Below are 18341 nucleotides of genomic sequence, written 5' to 3'. Positions count from 1 at the left end.
CATTTATGATTTGTTCACTTAACCTCACCGTTGAAGAAAAAAACGGACGATCCTACCTGAAAGATGTTTTTGTCACTCCGCCTTTTCGTGTAGTTCCGGTAGGCCAGCATCAATCAGATCAGGCTGCATATTTAATGATCATGAGTTCTTCTCCGGGGATATTGAGCGGGGATGAATACCAGATCGATATTCATGTTCAGGAAAGGGCAAGATTACAATTGCAGTCACAGTCTTATCAGCGGCTTTATAATATGGAAAACAGCGCTACCCAGCACCTGGAAGTTCAGCTCGAAAAAGGGAGCTCTTTCTTTTATGTACCACATCCGGTAGTACCGCATGAAAATTCATTTTTCACCAGTATCAATAAGGTTTACCTGGAGGATGATTGTGAGCTGCTGATGAGTGAAATTATTACCTGTGGCCGTAAACATCATGGTGAAGTATTCAAATACAGACATTTCCAGAACCTGACTGAGATCTACCATCACGAACGCCTGATCATGAAAGATAATGTATTGTTGCAACCGGCAATGATGCCCTTAACCTCGACCGGACTGCTCGAAGAATATACACATCAGGGGACTTTAATTTATTTGCATACGAAAGGATATTCTGTAAATGAGGTGATTGAGCACTTCTTCTCTAGTGTTAGTTTAGAACAGGATGTGATTTTTGGTATTTCAGCCTTACAGCAAAAGGGATTTGTTTTGCGCATTTTAGGTCATGGCGGCGAGCAGTTATACAACTGTTTTCAAAAGGTACAGCACTATTTATGGGAGCTGCAAGGTGACCTGATAACTTTAAAAATATGACTTCTACTTTAATTGCATTAGCACTTACAGCCATTACGATCAGTTTTTTTCATACGGCATCAGGTCCGGATCATTACCTGCCTTTTATTGTATTGTCGCGTTCCCGTAAATGGAGTAAAGTGAAAACTATCTTCCTGACAATTACCTGCGGCCTGGGGCATGTACTCAGTTCTGTGATCCTGGGTCTGGCAGGTGTTTTTTTAGGCTGGCAGCTGAATAAAATCTCCTGGTTACAGGATATAAGGGGGAATGTGTCCGGCTGGGCATTACTAGCCTTTGGTCTGATTTATCTGTTATACGGATTAAGACAGGCATTGATCAATAAACCGCATAAACACTTTGATGTTATGGGTGAAGAAGTTTATGTGTACACGCATCAGCATGGAGAAATAGTGATGCCGGGAAATAAAGTAAAGGTAACTCCATTAGTGCTGTTTGCCATTTTTGTCATGGGTCCCAGTGAGCCGTTAATCCCACTTTTATTCTATTCAGGGGCTAAGCGGTCAGTTCCGGAAATCGTCGTGCTGATTACTGTGTTTACCATCAGTACTGTGCTTACGATGCTGGGGATGGTATTGCTGGGCATTTATGGTTATTCCTTTCTGAACACAGAAAAACTGGAACGTTATGTCCATGCGATTGGCGGAGCTGTAGTAACTGTTTGTGGGATAGGAATGGTCTTTTTAGGCTGGTAAAATTTAATCAAAATTATGAACGCAAAGACTTTTGGATCCGGCCGTGCAGTTTTTCGCGGTATCGGACAGATTATGTTGCAGCCGAATGGCTGGACAGGAGCACTCTTTCTGGCAGGAATAGCTTATGGGTCGTACCTAGCGGGGATCGCAGCTCTGCTAGCCGTATTGACTGGTACACTGACTGCTAAATTATTAAACTATGATCAGGCCGAAACAGAGCAGGGGCTCTATGGCTTCAGTGCAGCCTTGGTTGGGGTTGCGCTAACATTTTACTTTAAACCGGTACCGGTAATATGGCTGGCTATTATTGCCGGGGCAGCAATCGCAACAGTTATTCAGCATGCGCTGATACAAAAGAAACTGCCTGGGTTTACTTTTCCCTTTATCCTGGTTAGCTGGTCAATGCTTTATCTTTTTCATCATGTTTATGTGGTCCCGGATTCATTAGCGATGACTACCGTTTTTCCTGACAGTGATGAGCTGACTACTCCGGCACGCGGATTTGGTGAAGTTATCTTTCAGGGAAGCGAAATCGCAGGTATTATCTTTTTCCTCGCTGTATTTATCAGCAGGCCAGTGGCTGCGTTGTATGGTGCTGTGGCCGCATTGCTAAGTGCATTTATTTCTATTAGATTTGGCGAACCGGCGCAGGATATACATATGGGCTTGTTTAGTTTCAATGCCGTTTTATGCGCGATAACCTTTGCAGAGGAAAGACCAGCGGGAGGTTTCTTTGTATTGTTTGCTGTGATCCTGTCCGTACTGATCGAAATCATGATGCTCAAAATGAATTATGCTGTGTTAACCTTTCCTTTTGTAGCTGCCAGCTGGATTACTCTGACACTTCAAAAACTACTACCGACTAAATGGGAAAAATAAAATATCTAGCTGCCTGTACTGGTTTTCTATTGTTAATATTTACACAGACAATCCATGCACAGGTTAGCTTACAGCCGGCAGGTATTCTGCTGAAAGATGTGATTATCACTTCCAAAACTGCCGAAAGCCAGTTGATGAAGATTGACCTGACCAGGGTTCCGGCAAATACTGCACAAGATTTGTTACGTAAGGTTCCCGGACTGTTTATTGCGCAGCATGCAGGCGGGGGTAAAGCAGAACAGATCTTTCTCAGAGGTTTTGATAACGATCACGGTACTGATATTGCGATCAGCGCAGACGGAATACCGGTTAATATGGTAAGCCATGCGCATGGACAGGGTTATTCAGACCTCCATTTTTTAATTCCGGAGACTATTGATAATATTACCTTCGGAAAAGGTGCCTATTATGCAGATAAGGGTGATTTTAATACTTCAGGTTATGTTGATTTTCATACCTATGACCAGGTCAGTAACAGCATGATTAAATTGGAAGGTGGAAATTTTAATACCCTGCGTACAGCAGGTATTTTTAATCTTCTTCCTGGTGATCAGCATCAACGTAACGCTTATATTGCCGGTGAGTATAATTTCACAAACGGTCCGTTTCAGGTGAAACAAAACTTTAACAGGTTTAATCTCTTTGGTAAATTTAATCAGCAGATTAATGAAAAATCTTATATCAACATCCAGGCATCCACTTTTAGCTCCAGCTGGAATGCTTCCGGTCAGATACCTGAACGTGCCGTTACTGAAGGGATTATCGGCAGATTTGATTCAATTGATACGACCGAAGGTGGAAATACATCCCGTACCAATCTATTGCTAAACTACCGGTATAAAATCGATGACCAGCAAAACTGGGAGAGCAGCTTCTATTATTCCCGCTATAAATTTAACCTGTATTCAGATTTTACATTTTATCTGGTGCATCCGGATAAGGGTGATGAAATCCATCAGTTTGATAACCGGGATGTTTACGGGATGAACCATAAATACAGTAAAAGGTTTGAATTTGGAACCAGCAGCCTTATCTGGCAGGCAGGAGGTGGTTTCCGGACTGACGTCATCCACGATCTTGGACTGAGTTATGTCACAGCAAGAGATACCTTAAATGAGCGTTTAGCCTGGGGCAACGGCACAGAAACGAATGTCAATGTTTTTACCTCTGCCGAATGGATGATCGGGAAATGGATGATTAACCCGGGGCTGCGTGCAGATTGGTTTAACTTTAATTATTTTGATAAACTGGATACCCGCAACGGAATACAGGGCTATCAAAAGATAAGAGTAAGCCCTAAATTCAATGTCTTTTATAATATTGATGCCAATACACAACTTTATCTGAAAACTGGTTTTGGATTTCATTCCAATGATATGCGTGATGTCATCCTGCAAAAAGGAGTAAATACTTTGCCCTGGTCGGCTGGTACAGATCTTGGTATTCTGCTTAAACCAGTTAAAGACCTTGTTATCCAGCCGATTCTCTGGTATACTTATCTGAGCAATGAATATGTATGGAATGGAGACAGTTATGGAACCAGTGCAGTAGGCCCAACCCGCAGATATGGTTTTGATCTGGCTTTACGTTATCAGCCTTTACACTGGTTGTACCTGGATGCAGACGGTAATTATGCAGATCCAAGACTGGTAGGTAAGCCTGTTGGTAACAATTATGTGGAACTGGCGCCTACTTTTACCAGTACAGGAGGGATAGGTGTTCAATTGAAAAATGGGCTTTCTGCAAATCTACGTTATCGCTATATGCATAACAGGCCTGCTACGCAAGATAACAGCATCGTAGCGAATGGATATTTTGTCAATGATTTATTACTGGGGTACGAAAAGAAATCATGGGCATTTAATATTCAGGTGCAAAATTTGTTTGATGTCAACTGGAATGAAGCGATGTTTGCAGAAACGACCAGGCTTCATGGAGAACCATCAGCGGGCGTTGAACAACTGACGTTTACTCCAGGGACTCCATTTTATATCAAAGCGGGTGTCACAGTGAAATTTTAATTTTTTATAGGATGAGTCACGTTGTGAAACTGATTACCAATTACGAATACAAACGTCAGTTTCTTCCCGAAGTAACTGAACAGGTATTGCATAATCAATCAAATCTTCAACTCTACAGAATTGAAGATTATTTAAAGGATATTGTTATTCCGGTACCTCCTTACCGGACTTCATTTAATTTTCTGATCCTGGTGACCGGAGGATATATAGGTCAGCAATTAGGAACAGAGGATTATACCGTCGGTGCTGGTCAGGTATTGAATATTAAACAGGGGAGTATAACCCGGACGCTGGAACTTTCGGAAGATATCAGTGGATTTTATGTGATCTATGAAAATGAAATTATTTCTGATATTGCCCTGAATAAAACGGAGCTGAATTTCTTTTTTACGGCTCCCTTTATCAATTTATCTGAAAAAGTAATCCGCTGGGTGTCCAATGTATTTCTGCTCCTGGAAGCAGAAATACAGGATAGTAATTGTCTTCCTGAAATATGTACTTCACTTTTTACTTCTGTGCTGCTTAAAATTATTCACCAGAGTCCTTATAAACCTTATGCAATTACAAGAAGTATTGAAATTTCCTATTTGTTCCGGGAGCACGTTCAGCATGATCATATGACAAACCGGGATGTGTTGTATTATGCAAAGAAGATGGCCTTATCAGAAACCTACCTGAACAAATGCGTTAAAGAAACGACCGGAAAGCCTCCTAAACAATGGATTAACGAAATAAGTATCCTCCATAGTCAGCTGTTACTACAGGACATGACTATGGAGATTGCTGAAATAGCTTATCAGTTGAATTATCAGTCTGCTTCTTATTTCAGCAGGGTATTTAAAAAAGTCAAAGGATGTACGCCTTCAGTCTTCAGGGCGCAACTGACAGGTAGTACCTGATCCACCTTTTAAATTAAATAAATATTATTTTGTTGATGTCTTTGTCAATCTATAAATTGTGTTGAATTTCAATCTGTTTAGGATACGTCATCAGTTAATTCATTTATTAACGTTTATGGGAGATATAAATAACTTGAAAAATGGAAAAAGGTACCAGGTGATCAGATCATTTGTGGATTATGATTATATCACCCATCATATTGGTGAGACATGGATTTTTAATAAAACGGCTTTTTTGCCTTATGAAGATGGGTTAACACTTCATGTAATTGAAAATGGGCATGACCAGATTTACAGATTTCAGTGGAGAGAAGAAGAACAGGCCGGGATTATCCGGGATTTTGAAGACTATGTTGCCGAACTGACCAATGAACTACCTTAAACCCATATCTAATGAATTTCTCTTTTAACGAAGTAAGGAAAAGATTACTGTCCGGCGATTTTTCTGATTTATTTAAACCTACTCATCAGTCTGGTTATATCCACCCGTCTGAAGTAGCCAGGTTATTTACGTCAATCCCGACAGAAAATGCTATTGTCGCCTATAATACATTTGATGCAGACCAGCAGGTTAATGTCTGGCCTTACCTGGATGTGCAGCTTCAGAAAAAGATTATTAAAAGCATATCAGCAGAGAGGGCTTCCTATCTGTTGAACAAGCTGAAATCAGATGACAGGACTATCTTTTATGCAGCTTCCAAAGGGCTGGAAAGGTCCCGTTTTCTCGAATATCTGAATGAAGAGAACAGAAATGCAGTAGAACGTACACTGGGTTATTCCCGTAAAAGTGTAGCGAGGATCATCAATACCGATTTTGCTACGGTGGATGCAACCATGACCATTGCAGAGGCCAGTGAACACCTGCGTCTGTTTCATAAAGATAGTGAAGCAGCCAACGTTATTTACGTCGTAGATGATGAAGGGAAATTGCTGGATGATATTCCTGTACGGCGCCTGGTGCTGAACGAGCGGTCAAAAAAAATTATGGAGATCGCGGATGGTTTTTGTACCAGTTTAAAAATTACCGATACCATAGAAGATGCAGTACAGAAATTTAAAGAATATGACCGGGTAGTATTGCCTGTAATCAGTGAGGAGAACATTTTATTAGGCGTAGTCACTATTGATGATGTGATGGATGTCGCTGAACAGAAGGATACCGCTGAAATTCAAAAATTCGGGGGTATCGAAGAACTGGATTTTCCTTATGTCAAAACACCTTTCTTCTCCTTACTGAAAAAAAGGGCGGGCTGGCTGATCATCCTGTTTTTAGGAGAGATGCTCACTGCTACTGCCATGGGGTATTTTGACGGGGAAATATCAAAGGCAGTGGTTCTGGCCCTGTTTGTTCCGCTGATTATTTCCAGCGGGGGGAATAGTGGGTCGCAGGCAGCCACGCTGATCATCAGGGCAATGGCTTTAAAAGAGCTGAACCTGAAAGACTGGTGGTACGTTATGCGCAGGGAAATTCTATCGGGTCTGGTATTGGGGATCATCCTGGGTGCGATAGGTTTTATCCGGATTGCGATCTGGCAGAACCTGCATTGGTATGATTACGGGATTCACTGGTTATTACTGGCCATAACGATCTTTTTCTCCTTAATTGGTATTGTCATGTGGGGTACATTAAGTGGTTCTATGGTTCCTATGGTTTTAAAAAAATGTAAGATAGATCCGGCAACTTCTTCAGCACCATTTGTCGCCACTTTAGTCGATGTGACGGGGCTGGTAATTTATTTTAGCATTGCAGCAATCTTTTTGAAGGGAACTTTGTTATAGTACTAATATTTAAAACCAACATAACCCCGAAAAAATGAAAACAACAAAACTATTAATGAGCGCGGCGGTAGTCGCAACGCTGTTTCTTGCAAGCTGTGCCCCTAAAGACGCGGACATAGAAACAGCTGTGAAAGCTAAAGAAGCCAGCGAAATCAGTGTGGCTGTCGCTAAAGGTGAAGTTACTTTAACTGGTGAAGTTGCTGATGATGCAGCTAAAGCTAAAGCCGAAGTAATCGCTAAGGCAGAAAAAGGGGTAAAATCGGTAGTGAATAATATTACCGTTAAACCTGCTGTAGCTGTAGTACCGGTAGTGATTGCCGAAGATGCTACACTGGTTAAAAATGTAGCTGATGCAACTAAAGATTTTCCAACAGTTAAAACTGCCATTAAGGATGGTGTAGTTACGCTAACAGGAACAATCAACAAAACATCACTGATTAAATTAATGCAGCAGCTTTCTGCGCTGAAACCTAAAAAAATCGACAACCAATTAATTGTAAAATAAGCTGAATTATGGCATTAGAAGATAAATATAAAGCACTGACTGATGCTGCAACTGCAGCAGGGATTTCTGACCTGGCTGTTCGTGAGCAGGATGGAATATTGTATGTAGACGGAACCGCTGCGGATGGTGCTACGAAAGATAAACTTTGGGATATTTACAATCAGATTGACCCGAATTTTGCTTCCGGTGATCTGGTTTTAAATGTAAACGTAGCTGTTGATGCTGCGGTAACCCATGCTAAAGTGATTACTGACAGCAGTAACCTGAATATCCGTAAAGGACCAGGAACTGATCAGCCTATCGTTGGAAAAGCTGCTCATGATGAAGTGATTACATTGGTTAACAGAAGTAATGATTTATGGTGGCTGGTGCGTACCAATGATGGGGAAGAAGGCTATTGTTATGCGCAGTACCTGGAGCCTCAGGCATAAAAAGAGTAAATTTATTTAAGCGCGGTGCTCCGGTTCGTCTTTCAGAACCGGAGCACCGCGCTTTTATTTTAAGGTTGGTACGCATGTCTGCCACAATAAACACTTCTGGACACTTCATTACTGATAATGTTTTTAAAGGCGATAAATACTTCAAATGTTTTACCTGCTATATACCTGGATCTTAAAGTAAATACATCCTTTAATTCTGCTCTTCTTGCGCCACTGAAGCTGAAATGAGATTCATTATTATCATGACAGTATACTAATATCATACTCCTGTCGTCCTCTGATCCGGTAGTGCGCTCCCAGTTAAACTGAAAAGAGTCAGCTGTCATTGTCACCTGTACATTTTCTGGCCTGGCAAGGTCTCCATCGGCTACATATATTTCATTCCAGTTGATTTCCTGATCTGGATATATGCCCTTAATCCCATTCAGCAGATTGATAGATGTAGCCTGATTATTTGCTGTTTTGTTCTGCTCCTTTGCTTTAAATTCAAATCCGATGCTGAGGAATGATTTAACCGAGGTTAAGAATGGACTTAATAATTTTAATTTATTGTTCTGAGCTTGTTGTGGAAGCGTTCTCGACCCTTTTTTTTTGAGTTGAGGTTTCGTTTTTACACAAGGCTGTCCCATATATTTATAGAACACCAGATTTCTGATACTTCCTCTCAGGCCCCCAAAAAGGCCATCATCTGCTTTTGCCATAATAATTTCCTTTAAATGATTAATATTTCAGTATATACAATATAATCATTCATTTTGAATAGATTGTAACTTGTTTGATAATTAATTCTTGTTTGGTTCATATATTGTTCAGCTCAGTTCGAAGGTACTCCGAACAATCTCCGAACAATCTCCGAACGATCTCCGAACGAAAGCAGACTTGAACAAGCAGACTAGTACTTACTATTAGGGTTGAAACAGGTGGTTTTTTAAATGCAACAAAGCAGGATTTGGATTTTCCTTTCTGTGCAGCATAATCAGCGGAACAGTTTCTTCTGTATTTTCAAGGGGGATAAATTTTAAATTCAGTTGATATCCTTGTTCTACATGTTCGGGTAGCAGAGAAATGCCAAAACCACTTTCTACAAGTCTTAGTACTGAATTTAACTGTGAGGCATAATGAGAGATCTGCGGACTAAATCCTGCATTTGAACACAGAGCGAGGAAACTATCAAATATAGTCGGGCCGCATTCACGGGAAAATGTGATGAAAGTCTCTTGTTTTAAGTCCTCGATTGCTATCCTTTGCTGCTGTGCTAAAGCATGAGCTACAGGTAAAACCGCTATAAATGGTTCTGTTAGGATCAGATTTTCTTCTAGTTTTTCGGGGTGCAGCCAGGTTCTGACGAAAGCGACATCCAGCGTCCCGTTATTTAATTCATGGACTAGATTATGATTCGGTAGTTCCTCAAACCGGAGATTAATATAGGGCAGGCCTTTGCTGAAATCTGCTAATAATGAAGGGAGTTTGCTGTGCATCACCGCACCTACGTAGCCAATCCTTAAAGTACCCGTTTCACCTTTCCCGTAGATTGCCAGGCGTTTTTTTACAGCTTGCATCTGCGAAATCATTTGTTTCGCTTCCTGTAGGAAATCAGAGCCGGCAGGAGTAAGGATGACACTTCTTTTTGTTCTTTCAAAGAGTAATACACCCAGGTCGTTTTCTATTTGCTGGATCATCCTGCTTAAAGGAGGCTGTGAAATATGTAATCGCTCAGCCGCTCTTCCAAAATGTAATTCTTCTGCTAAAACAAGAAAATAATTCAGATGCCTCAAATCCATAGTAATACTATTTTGGTATTAATGTTTGACAAAAATAGTATTTTCAGTATTAAATGCTTCCGGTAATTTTGTAAGGATGAAAAGTATAGTATTCACCCTTTTATTAATCTCCTCTATCTCTACGATGGCACAGCAGAAAGAAAAGCTACCTTACAGCAAAGTAAAACAGACAAATGAATTAGTATTTATATCTGGACAGATTGGTCAGGACAATCGTACAGGAAAGTTGGTCGATGACAGCTTTGAAGCCGAAGTGAATCAGGTCATGAAAAACATTGATCAGTTACTCAGGGAACAGGGGCTTGGTTTTGCTGATTTGGTGAATGTAACTGTTTACCTCAAGAATATGGATAATTATCCTGTGACGAATAAAGTCTACAGTTCATTTTTTAAGGAGGGTTTTCCTGCAAGAGTTTGCATCGCTGTAGCTGATCTTCCCTCAAAAGCAAATATAGAAATTGCGGCAATAGCCTTGAAAAAGCAGTATCTGACCTTAGAAAATAAAGAAATGGTCAGGCAATTTCTGGAAGTGGTACGCTCTGGTAAACATCCAGATCAGGCAGTGAAATTTATGGCTGATACAGTGTTGGCCCACCAGATGAATGCCGAAGAAGAGACTGCTGTCAAAAGGACACCACAGGATTACGCTGCACATATCAGAGAGTTCCTCGCTTTATATGGAAATTTCTCTTTTGAAATTACTGAATTAATAGCCAGTGATGATAAAGTATATGCCCGCTGGAAACAAACCGGAAAACATCTTGGAACGATAGATGGTCATCCTTCTACTGGGAAAACACTGGTGGAAATTGCAAGTGCAGTTTATCGGTTAGAACATGGTAAAATAGCAGAATACTGGATTCAGATAGACAGGGAAGGGTTAGGTAAACAATTAGAAGCCAGTCGTTAATAAACCGTTTTATATTAAAAAATAGATTTGTAATTTGGGTGGAAATAAATCTGAAATGAGTTACCATCCCGTCAATCTGGCTTTACGCTTTCTATTGGAATTAACAGTTCTGTTTGCTGCCGTTTACTGGGGTTGGGTAACCAGCGGAGAATGGAGCAGATACTTATGGGCAATTTTTCTGCCACTGATTTTGGCAGCAGTCTGGGGAATATTTGCAGTACCTCATGATCCCAGCCGCTCGGGGAAAACTGTTGTTGCTGTGCCAGGGTGGACCAGACTGGTTATCGAACTGTTTTTCTTTGCTTTGGGGTTCTGGTTTATTCACGGGAGTATAGGGCCGCTGGTGGCGAATATTTTTTCGGTAATCGTTTTTGCGCACTATGTGGTTTCGTACGAAAGAATCAAATGGCTATTGAAACAATCCTGAAAAACGGATGTTCTTCGTGAGCAAAAAAGAACATCCGTTTTAAAGCTGGTATCTTACTGATTGAAGTAATTGTAATTTCTGATCAGACCATCATAATCACGGTCCAGGCCCTCGATATCAGCAGCTGTTAGTGTACCTTTTTCACCTGCATCCCGTAATGTTTTTTTTGTGTGTAATAACAGCTCATGAAAACCATCATAAAAACGTTTATACTCACTTTCTTTATTTGCCTTTTTGGCGTTATCAGGATTTAACGCAGCATTTTTAGCTTGTGAGGCTTCCAGAGCTTTGTAATTAGCCTGTGCCTGTGCACTGATCTTTGTATAGTTCCTGCCATCATTCGCGAGCATGTCAACGAAATTCCTGATGTTTTTCATATCAGTCTTCATAGCCAGGATATAGTCTTTCAGCGGGCTGCTTTTCAGGACAACCATTTCTGCAGCATCCGCTATTACATTTACACGTTTCATCATGGCTACTTTTTGTTCGTAGAGGTTTTTTGCCGTGTTTCTGACCGTGTCTATCAAAGCATAACCTTTAATGCTTTTATCATCTTTATAGTCCTGTGCTTTTAGATAATCGTCTAATTGCTGATAACTGTCATTTAGCTTTTTAAAAGTTAACTTGTACCGGGCTATTTCAGTCATAAAATAGGCCTGGTCATCTTTTCCCAATTCATCAACGGGTTTATCTATAGTAATCCCCGAAGTACTCCGGATCGACGTTGTGAAAAGATGGGGAGGGATTATTCCCACGAAAGCAAATCTTTTGTCGGGATTTTTCAATCCACTTTCAATCCGGTCTGTATTTCCAAGTATACTTTTCAGATAAGTATTATGGCTGTTCGACATGTCCACAATTAAATTGGTATATTCAATAATGCGACTGGCACTTTCGGCAGTGCCTTTGCTGGCACCGTCTCCGGCATCGATTTTACTGGCCCTGCTGGTACAGGATGAAACTACTGTAAGTAAGATTAAACAGCAGGAAATGTAGGTAAATATTGATTTCATTTTTCAATAGGGTTGATTAATTCTATAAAGATATTTTTTTACTTATAAAACAGAAAATAAATCGGTGAAGCAGTGTAACCGGATCATTATCAAAATGATACTATTTTGATAATGATCCGTAATTATACTCTTCATAAAATTCGCTCCTGAGCTGAACCAATAAACTTTCTGTCTTTTTTATATCAGGCCGATCCGGTAGAGAGGAAGACTGATATAATTCAGTGATATGTTCGAGTTTTTCACTGATCAGTTTTAATAAAGTGTCAAATTCAAATTCTCCATTGCGGATTTTCAGTAGAAAATCGCGGTCTTTCCGATGGACAATCACCTGATGATTTACAGCGATCTCTTCAGCCATATTCAGCAGGCGAAAAGTATGCATCATATTTTTCGCATCATAATTTTTACCATGTGCTATCGTACCGCTATAACGAAGCTGATTACGGTTTTCTTCCCAATCTTTATACTCCCGGTATTCGCGGCAGTAAGTTGAATAGCCATCCTTATTGAAGTTCATTACAGCCAGGGATTCCAGGCCTTTAGGCACACGACTTAATTGTACATCCTGTGACTGTGGTCCGGAAATGATTCCTGAAAAGTTGCTGTTATCCGACAGCTGATGTTGATGAAATAACAGATAAGAATCCTTGAAATGAGCAAGATTGGTCAGACCGCAGTCTTGTTGGCTATACCTCTTTTCCTTTAAGAAGTCTGCGAGTGGGATACTCAGGTCTTTATAGATCACATGGCAAAAGTCAATGATTGATTTTCGCTCCCCGGCCGTTGGTTTATTGATCTTTTTATTTAGCCCTCTGGCTTTTTTGACCTGATTGTGTGCATATCCGGCAAAAGTATCTAAACAGAGTTTGGATAAGAATTCATCAGGTCTGACCAGATCCATTAAAGGGTGTCTGTACAAAACGAATTCCCCTGGGGTATTCAGTAATTCAAGGATGTTTGGATTATTTTTAGTTAATAAATCCAAAAAACGTCCGATCTCAAAATACACCTCATCCTGACTCGGATTTGATAGCTGTTCCTGGTAATTAAAGCCATATAATTCGGTCTGCGGCAGAACAAATATCCCTTTTTTGTCAATATCCGATCCTGGTATGTTTAGGTTATAAGCCGTACTGCCGCTGATACAATCCAGTAAAAGATGCTGTTTCTGCTGTTTTAACTGATTGTATGTCATGACAAGAGATATTTTCTGAATATTAGGTTTAATTCTTCAGCCTGTTGTTTCTCCGCAGAGAGCCCGGCTATTTTTTCTTTACAGTTTTCCATCGTATGTGCTAACCAGTCATTTAGTGTTTTTCTTTTAGGAATGCGTGTCTTTTCGTCTGCTGTCTTTTTGATTTCCATTAATTCATTGATATCCTGCCGGACAGAGAAATCAGTAACCAAATCAAGCAGTATGTGGAACTCCATTGGCGGGAGATCTTGTTTTTCTACGATCCATAAGCCAGCCAGCAGGGAACGTAGAGCATAGAAATAACGTTTTAATTTTACTTCATCACTTTGTAAATCATTGGTCAGCGTATTATAGGTTATCGATAGATAATGATTGGCACCAGACCTGTTGATATAATATAATGGCATCAGTTTTCGTAACTCCCCTGCAAAAGCACTATCTTCTTGATAGACAATAGGGGATTGCAGCCATTCTTATAAAGGACTGTTAGATCTATGAAACAGATTCAATGATTTTTTGATATCCCAGCCACAGATATCCAGGACTTCATTAACAGGTAATTCTATGACATCATGAACCTCTTTGATATTTAAATAGTCATTGATAGCCCGGGTATAGATGAAACGTACGTCAAAATCGCTGTCAGGAGAAGGAAATCCCCAGGCACGGCTGCCTGATTCACAGGCGTATAATATCTTTATCTGATGAGTTTGTTCAAGCTCAGTTAGTTTTTGTTTAATTGTTTCAGTCATCTGTTTAATATTTAGGCTTCGTACAAAGTAAATTATTAACTGCGCAGTGCAATTGCGTAGCTTGAATATTTTTCGGAAAAAATAAACTAAATGATGTGTGTTACTCGGATTAATCTGAAATCAGAATGTTAGCGTGGGTTTTTACCAGACCTGATTTGTAATAATTTTGAAGCATTTCATGTCTTTTTTGATAATTGAGTAGTACAATTTCTGATAGAAAATTGCAAAAACCGCAATAACGATATGAACCAGAGCTTTTTAGCCTAGACGGCGATTAAAGAAAGAGTGAAGAATATTGTTTTTATAAAAGCTGTTTTACCTCGTATAAATTTTGTTAAATGGATTTAAATAGGAATCTTTATTAAGCCTGATGAACTTAGGCATCAGGTAATTATCCCGTTTGTAGTTTATGAGAAAATATATTAATTTATTTAATAACGCCCCGGTTGCGATGGCTGTTTTTGAAGCACGTAGTTTAAAACTGGATCTGGTAAACCCTGCAATGCTGCAACTGTTAAAACGTGAAAAAAGTATACTGGGGACAAGGTTGCTGGAATTTATGCCTGAAGTTGCAGAACAACCTTATCCTGAAATACTGAATAATGTGATCCGGACAGGAAAGCCATATAAGGAAAGCGGGGCAAAGGTCTATCTCAGGGCCAATGATAAGTTGGAAACTATCTTTATCGATTATAGTCTGACGCCAATTTTTGATAAAAATAATAAGGTCAGAGCAGTTTTTGTAGTGAGTGTAGATGTAGGTGAAAGAGAGATGAGCAAATTAGGGTTAGAAGAATCAGAGCCGAATCTGCGTGCACTGGTGATGTCAGCACCCGTAGCAATGGCAGTATTTAAGGGCGATAGTTTTATCGTACAAATTGTAAATGACAGAATGTTGAATTTATGGAATGACAACAAAAAACTAGGCATCAGGGAGCTTCAGCATGTTTTTCATAATGGTGTATCCTATGCAGTTGAAAACGATGGGATCTGTTTTAGTTATACACCATTAAGAGATGCGGCAGGAAAGATATCCGGAGTGGTCGTAGTCGGAAATAAAAAAGACTAGAAGGTAGCTGCCATAATTGTCCTTTTGAAAGGATAAAATACAGGAGATCCTTTAAATTCATGTCTTAATCCTTCTTTATATGCTGTTATAAATTCCTGCCTGATAGCTGGCGGTAGTCTCTCCACATAAGGAATCATGGCGGTGCCGGAAACCCAGTCAAATAAAGCATCCGCATCTTTTAAAACATGGGGGTAGATTTTTTCAAAAACAGTTATTTCTGTTCCTCCATGTTGAAAAAATAATTCAGCATAATTTTCAATGCCCAGTACCGGTGAACTTCGTGTATATCCATTAAAGGCCTCGGCAAATGGTTTTGTTGAGGCCAGGCTGATCAGGGAAGTATGGGTAAAGTGATGATGGTTAGAAGGTACCTGAACAACAAGCTGGCCGCCAGGATTCACTTTGGAAATTATTTCTGGAAACAAGCTTTCATGATTACCCAGCCATTGAATGGCTGCATTCGAAAATATCAGGTCCCAATGTTCATTTGAACTTAGTTGTTCTTCTATACCTCTTTTGAGGAAGCTAACCTGTTTATTCTGAAATGCGGCGGCATCATTGAGCATTTCCTGTGAAGAATCTATACCTAACACTGTAGGATCAGGTAAAGCATCTGCCAGTTTTCGGGTTAGTTCACCGGTACCGCAACCCAGATCGATTACTTTTAAATCAGGTTTGACTTTTACTAATTTGATTAAGTCGTAAAAAGGACCAAAACGTTCTTGTTTGAACTTGTTATAGACATCAGGATTCCAGGCCATATGAATTATTGATTTATATAACAACATTATTGATCCTGATATTGTTTCTTATGCTGGGACACAAAATTTGACATTATCCTAATGATCTGAAAAGCCTCTGGGCGGATCTTTTCGGTATCTTGTGAAATGATCATCTGAATAGATAATTAACAGGACAAAAAATAATTATAATATGAAATTTTTTATAAATGAAACCGATCAGATTGTAAATGAAGCCATAGACGGACTCCTGACCGATCCCAGATTAGCCAAATTAGATTCCTTTCCTGAAGTACGTGTAGTTATTCGTAAAGACTGGGACAAATCAAAAGTGGCAGTGATCTCCGGTGGAGGTTCGGGGCATGAACCGGCACATGCAGGATTTGTTGGGAGAGGAATGCTGACTGCTGCGGTTTGTGGGGACATATTTGCTTCACCCACTGTAGATGCAGTATTGTCAGCTATTTTAGCTGCTACAGGGCCTAGGGGCTGTTTGTTAATCATTAAAAATTATACCGGAGACCGTCTTAATTTCGGATTGGCGGCAGAGCAGGCGCGTGCTTTGGGTTATGAAGTGAAAACAGTAACGGTGGATGATGATGTTGCTTTAGGACAGGAAGTGAAGAAACGTGGTCTTGCGGGAACACTATTTGTACATAAAATTGCGGGACAGTTGGCAGAGGAAGGCCGCTCACTGGATGAAATTGCGGCCGTTGCACAACAGGTTATCGACCGGACGGCATCTATAGGGCTGTCACTTACCGAATGTCAGCATTTGGGACAAGCAACGACATCCCGTTTGACAGATGAACAGGCCGAACTGGGACTGGGTATTCATGGAGAGCCTGGTATTGAGGTGATTGCTTATGACAAGGCAGATCAGCTGATGGCTCTTGCTATAGACAAACTAGAGGGAGCATTATCAGTTGAAAATGGCAGATATGCAATGATTTTTAACAATATGGGGAGTGTTAGCCCTATTGAAATGAGTTTACTGGTTAATGCTTTCAGTAAGACAAAACTAGCTGCAAAGATTGATTATATGATAGGTCCGGCGGCTTTGATGTCATCCATCAATATGAGCGGTTTTTCAGTTTCGGTGTTGTTGCTGGATGAAAAGATCGAAAAAGCACTGTTAGCCGTTGCCGAACCCCGGGCATGGCAGTTACAATCTTTTAAAAAACCTGCAACTGTTGCCAGTCCTGAATTACCTGGGACGATGCCATATGAAGCTTCTGCGAATAGTCAGGTGAAACAGCTGATCCAGGAAACGGGTGCTTTACTGGTTGCCATAGAAAAGGAAATCAATGCATTGGATGCTAAGGTCGGGGACGGGGATGCAGGGTCAACATTTGCACTTGCCGGTAGACGTTTGTCGGGGGTGGTTGATCAGTTGCCACTGAATGATACAGGAAAATTACTGCTGACCATTGGCAGGGTCCTGGCCAGAGAGGCCGGAGGATCAAGCGGGGTCTTGTTGTCTATCTTGTTCACTGCCGCTGGTAATACCTATTCGAAGGATCCTGATCTGGGTAAAGCGCTTTCAGCGGGCTTACAGAAAGTAAAGGATTATGGTGGGGCCAAAGCAGGGGACAGAACCATGATTGATGCTTTGGAGCCTGGTTTTGAGGCACTGGCGAAAAAAGAATCTTTGGCTGTCGCTGCCTTACAGGCACGTCATGGGGCCGAATATACCAAAACGATTACCAATACTAAATTTGGGAGGTCGTCTTACCTGTCTGAGGCAGTCTTGAAAGATATTCCTGATCCGGGTGCTGAGGTTATTGCGAGAGTTTTCGAAAAAATAGCTTCGTTGATGCCATAGTTCAAAAAAAGAGCATCAGCAATTCTGCTGATGCTCTTTTTAACTGGTGTGCTGGTTAAAATGATTTAATTTTGATTGTAATCAAAGTTGATCATCCATTGTTTTCCAAATTTGTCGTTAAACATCCCAAAATAGGCATTCCAGAAGGTTTTTTCCAGCGGCATGGTCACTACACCACCTTTGGAAAGACCGTTAAATAATTTTGTAGCTTCTTCTTCACTGTCCGCCTGGATAGCAATGTAGCAATCATCTCCTTTGGTCATGGGGCCGAACGCGCTTGATCTGTCACTACCCATCAGCACACTTTTTCCTCCGATTGGCAGGGAAATATGCATGATTTTGTTAGCGTCTTCCGGAGATTGCAGAAATTCCGGAGGCATTTCATTAAATCTGGATACAACCAGAAATTCGGTGCCAAAAACTGATTTGTAGAAATTAAAAGCTTCTTCGGTATTGCCGTCAAAGTTTAAATAAGGATTAAGTGCTGCCATGGTTTGTGTTTTTAGATTAACTATTACAAATCAAATATAGACAAGAGAATGGAATCAGAAGGGGTATGAATTAGACAATTTTAGTGGTTGTTTCGGACTGAAAATCAA

General features: G+C 40.4%; 19 protein-coding genes and 1 pseudogene. 13 read left to right on the top strand and 7 right to left on the bottom strand.

The genetic code is table 11. The features are described 5' to 3' along the window. Nucleotides 1–5: 5 nt before the first annotated feature. From HDF25_RS15800 to HDF25_RS15760, 9 genes are all read left to right on the top strand, one after another. On the top strand, nucleotides 6–812 hold the full coding sequence (locus HDF25_RS15800) for an urease accessory protein UreD (protein ID WP_184626428.1): 807 nt from the start codon (nucleotides 6–8) through the stop codon (nucleotides 810–812). Beyond that, complete coding sequence (locus tag HDF25_RS15795; protein WP_184626426.1) at nucleotides 809–1507, top strand: hypothetical protein; 699 nt, start codon at nucleotides 809–811, stop codon at nucleotides 1505–1507. Before HDF25_RS15800 ends, HDF25_RS15795 begins: the two co-directional genes overlap by 4 nt. A 15-nt stretch (nucleotides 1508–1522) precedes the next feature. Continuing rightward, nucleotides 1523–2386 carry an urea transporter gene (locus HDF25_RS15790; RefSeq protein ID WP_184626424.1) on the top strand — a complete coding sequence of 288 codons (864 nt, stop codon included), beginning with the start codon at nucleotides 1523–1525 and terminating at the stop codon, nucleotides 2384–2386. Beyond that, nucleotides 2374–4407, top strand: a complete 2034-nt coding sequence (locus HDF25_RS15785) for a TonB-dependent receptor (RefSeq protein WP_184626422.1) — start codon at nucleotides 2374–2376, stop codon at nucleotides 4405–4407. Before HDF25_RS15790 ends, HDF25_RS15785 begins: the two co-directional genes overlap by 13 nt. Nucleotides 4408–4418: 11 nt before the next feature. Then, the gene (locus tag HDF25_RS15780; RefSeq protein WP_184626420.1) at nucleotides 4419–5306 is read left to right on the top strand and encodes an AraC family transcriptional regulator; all 888 of its coding nucleotides are present in this window, start codon (nucleotides 4419–4421) and stop codon (nucleotides 5304–5306) included. A 115-nt stretch (nucleotides 5307–5421) separates the two neighbouring features. Then, nucleotides 5422–5688: a DUF3601 domain-containing protein gene (locus HDF25_RS15775; protein WP_184626418.1), complete on the top strand. Its 267-nt coding sequence runs from the start codon at nucleotides 5422–5424 to the stop codon at nucleotides 5686–5688. An 11-nt stretch (nucleotides 5689–5699) separates the two neighbouring features. After that, nucleotides 5700–7085 carry a magnesium transporter gene (mgtE, locus tag HDF25_RS15770; RefSeq protein ID WP_184626416.1) on the top strand — a complete coding sequence of 462 codons (1386 nt, stop codon included), beginning with the start codon at nucleotides 5700–5702 and terminating at the stop codon, nucleotides 7083–7085. A gap of 34 nt (nucleotides 7086–7119) precedes the next feature. Next, the gene (locus HDF25_RS15765; protein ID WP_184626414.1) at nucleotides 7120–7590 is read left to right on the top strand and encodes a BON domain-containing protein; all 471 of its coding nucleotides are present in this window, start codon (nucleotides 7120–7122) and stop codon (nucleotides 7588–7590) included. A gap of 8 nt (nucleotides 7591–7598) precedes the next feature. Then, nucleotides 7599–8021 carry an SH3 domain-containing protein gene (locus HDF25_RS15760; RefSeq protein ID WP_184626413.1) on the top strand — a complete coding sequence of 141 codons (423 nt, stop codon included), beginning with the start codon at nucleotides 7599–7601 and terminating at the stop codon, nucleotides 8019–8021. 68 nt (nucleotides 8022–8089) lie between these two features. Here the strand turns inward: HDF25_RS15760 and HDF25_RS15755 are convergent, their stop codons facing one another. After that, nucleotides 8090–8731, bottom strand: a complete 642-nt coding sequence (locus HDF25_RS15755; RefSeq protein WP_184626412.1) for a DUF6266 family protein — start codon at nucleotides 8729–8731, stop codon at nucleotides 8090–8092. Between the two features lie 204 nt (nucleotides 8732–8935). Beyond that, nucleotides 8936–9811 carry a LysR family transcriptional regulator gene (locus tag HDF25_RS15750; protein ID WP_184626411.1) on the bottom strand — a complete coding sequence of 292 codons (876 nt, stop codon included), beginning with the start codon at nucleotides 9809–9811 and terminating at the stop codon, nucleotides 8936–8938. Nucleotides 9812–9887: 76 nt separating this feature from the next. Between HDF25_RS15750 and HDF25_RS15745 the strand changes: the two genes are divergently transcribed. Beyond that, on the top strand, nucleotides 9888–10721 hold the full coding sequence (locus HDF25_RS15745) for a Rid family detoxifying hydrolase (protein ID WP_184626410.1): 834 nt from the start codon (nucleotides 9888–9890) through the stop codon (nucleotides 10719–10721). A gap of 55 nt (nucleotides 10722–10776) precedes the next feature. After that, entirely contained in the window at nucleotides 10777–11148 is a 372-nt protein-coding gene (locus tag HDF25_RS15740) for a YrdB family protein (RefSeq protein WP_184626409.1), read from the top strand. A 53-nt stretch (nucleotides 11149–11201) separates the two neighbouring features. Here HDF25_RS15740 and HDF25_RS15735 read toward each other — a convergent pair whose 3' ends face one another. The 3 genes and pseudogenes from HDF25_RS15735 to HDF25_RS25855 form a co-directional block, all read right to left on the bottom strand. Further along, nucleotides 11202–12161: a hypothetical protein gene (locus HDF25_RS15735; RefSeq protein ID WP_184626408.1), complete on the bottom strand. Its 960-nt coding sequence runs from the start codon at nucleotides 12159–12161 to the stop codon at nucleotides 11202–11204. Between the two features lie 100 nt (nucleotides 12162–12261). Beyond that, on the bottom strand, nucleotides 12262–13356 hold the full coding sequence (locus tag HDF25_RS15730; protein ID WP_184626407.1) for a DNA polymerase beta superfamily protein: 1095 nt from the start codon (nucleotides 13354–13356) through the stop codon (nucleotides 12262–12264). Next, a pseudogene (locus HDF25_RS25855) lies at nucleotides 13353–14108 on the bottom strand (DNA polymerase beta superfamily protein). Before HDF25_RS25855 ends, HDF25_RS15730 begins: the two are co-directional and overlap by 4 nt. Before the next feature lie 409 nt (nucleotides 14109–14517). On the opposite strand from HDF25_RS25855, the gene HDF25_RS15715 reads away from it, so the two are divergent. After that, a complete protein-coding gene (locus HDF25_RS15715; protein WP_184626405.1) occupies nucleotides 14518–15177 on the top strand; it encodes a PAS domain-containing protein in 660 nt (219 codons plus the stop codon). On the opposite strand, the gene HDF25_RS15710 is transcribed toward HDF25_RS15715, so the two are convergent. Then, complete coding sequence (locus tag HDF25_RS15710) at nucleotides 15174–15938, bottom strand: methyltransferase domain-containing protein (protein WP_184626404.1); 765 nt, start codon at nucleotides 15936–15938, stop codon at nucleotides 15174–15176. The genes HDF25_RS15715 and HDF25_RS15710 overlap by 4 nt on opposite strands. A gap of 172 nt (nucleotides 15939–16110) precedes the next feature. Here HDF25_RS15710 and HDF25_RS15705 point away from each other — a divergent pair, with 172 nt between their 5' ends. Further along, nucleotides 16111–17742 (top strand): dihydroxyacetone kinase subunit DhaK, encoded by a 1632-nt coding sequence (locus HDF25_RS15705; protein ID WP_184626403.1) that lies wholly within the window; start codon nucleotides 16111–16113, stop codon nucleotides 17740–17742. A 65-nt stretch (nucleotides 17743–17807) separates the two neighbouring features. Here the strand turns inward: HDF25_RS15705 and HDF25_RS15700 are convergent, their stop codons facing one another. Further along, nucleotides 17808–18233 carry a VOC family protein gene (locus HDF25_RS15700; protein ID WP_184626402.1) on the bottom strand — a complete coding sequence of 142 codons (426 nt, stop codon included), beginning with the start codon at nucleotides 18231–18233 and terminating at the stop codon, nucleotides 17808–17810. Nucleotides 18234–18341 lie beyond the last annotated feature (108 nt).

The organism is Pedobacter cryoconitis (assembly GCF_014207135.1).
In the GTDB taxonomy this organism is placed as follows: domain Bacteria; phylum Bacteroidota; class Bacteroidia; order Sphingobacteriales; family Sphingobacteriaceae; genus Pedobacter; species Pedobacter cryoconitis_D.
Note: the sequence above shows the minus strand (reverse complement) of the source record. Positions and strands in the feature narration are given on the sequence as shown.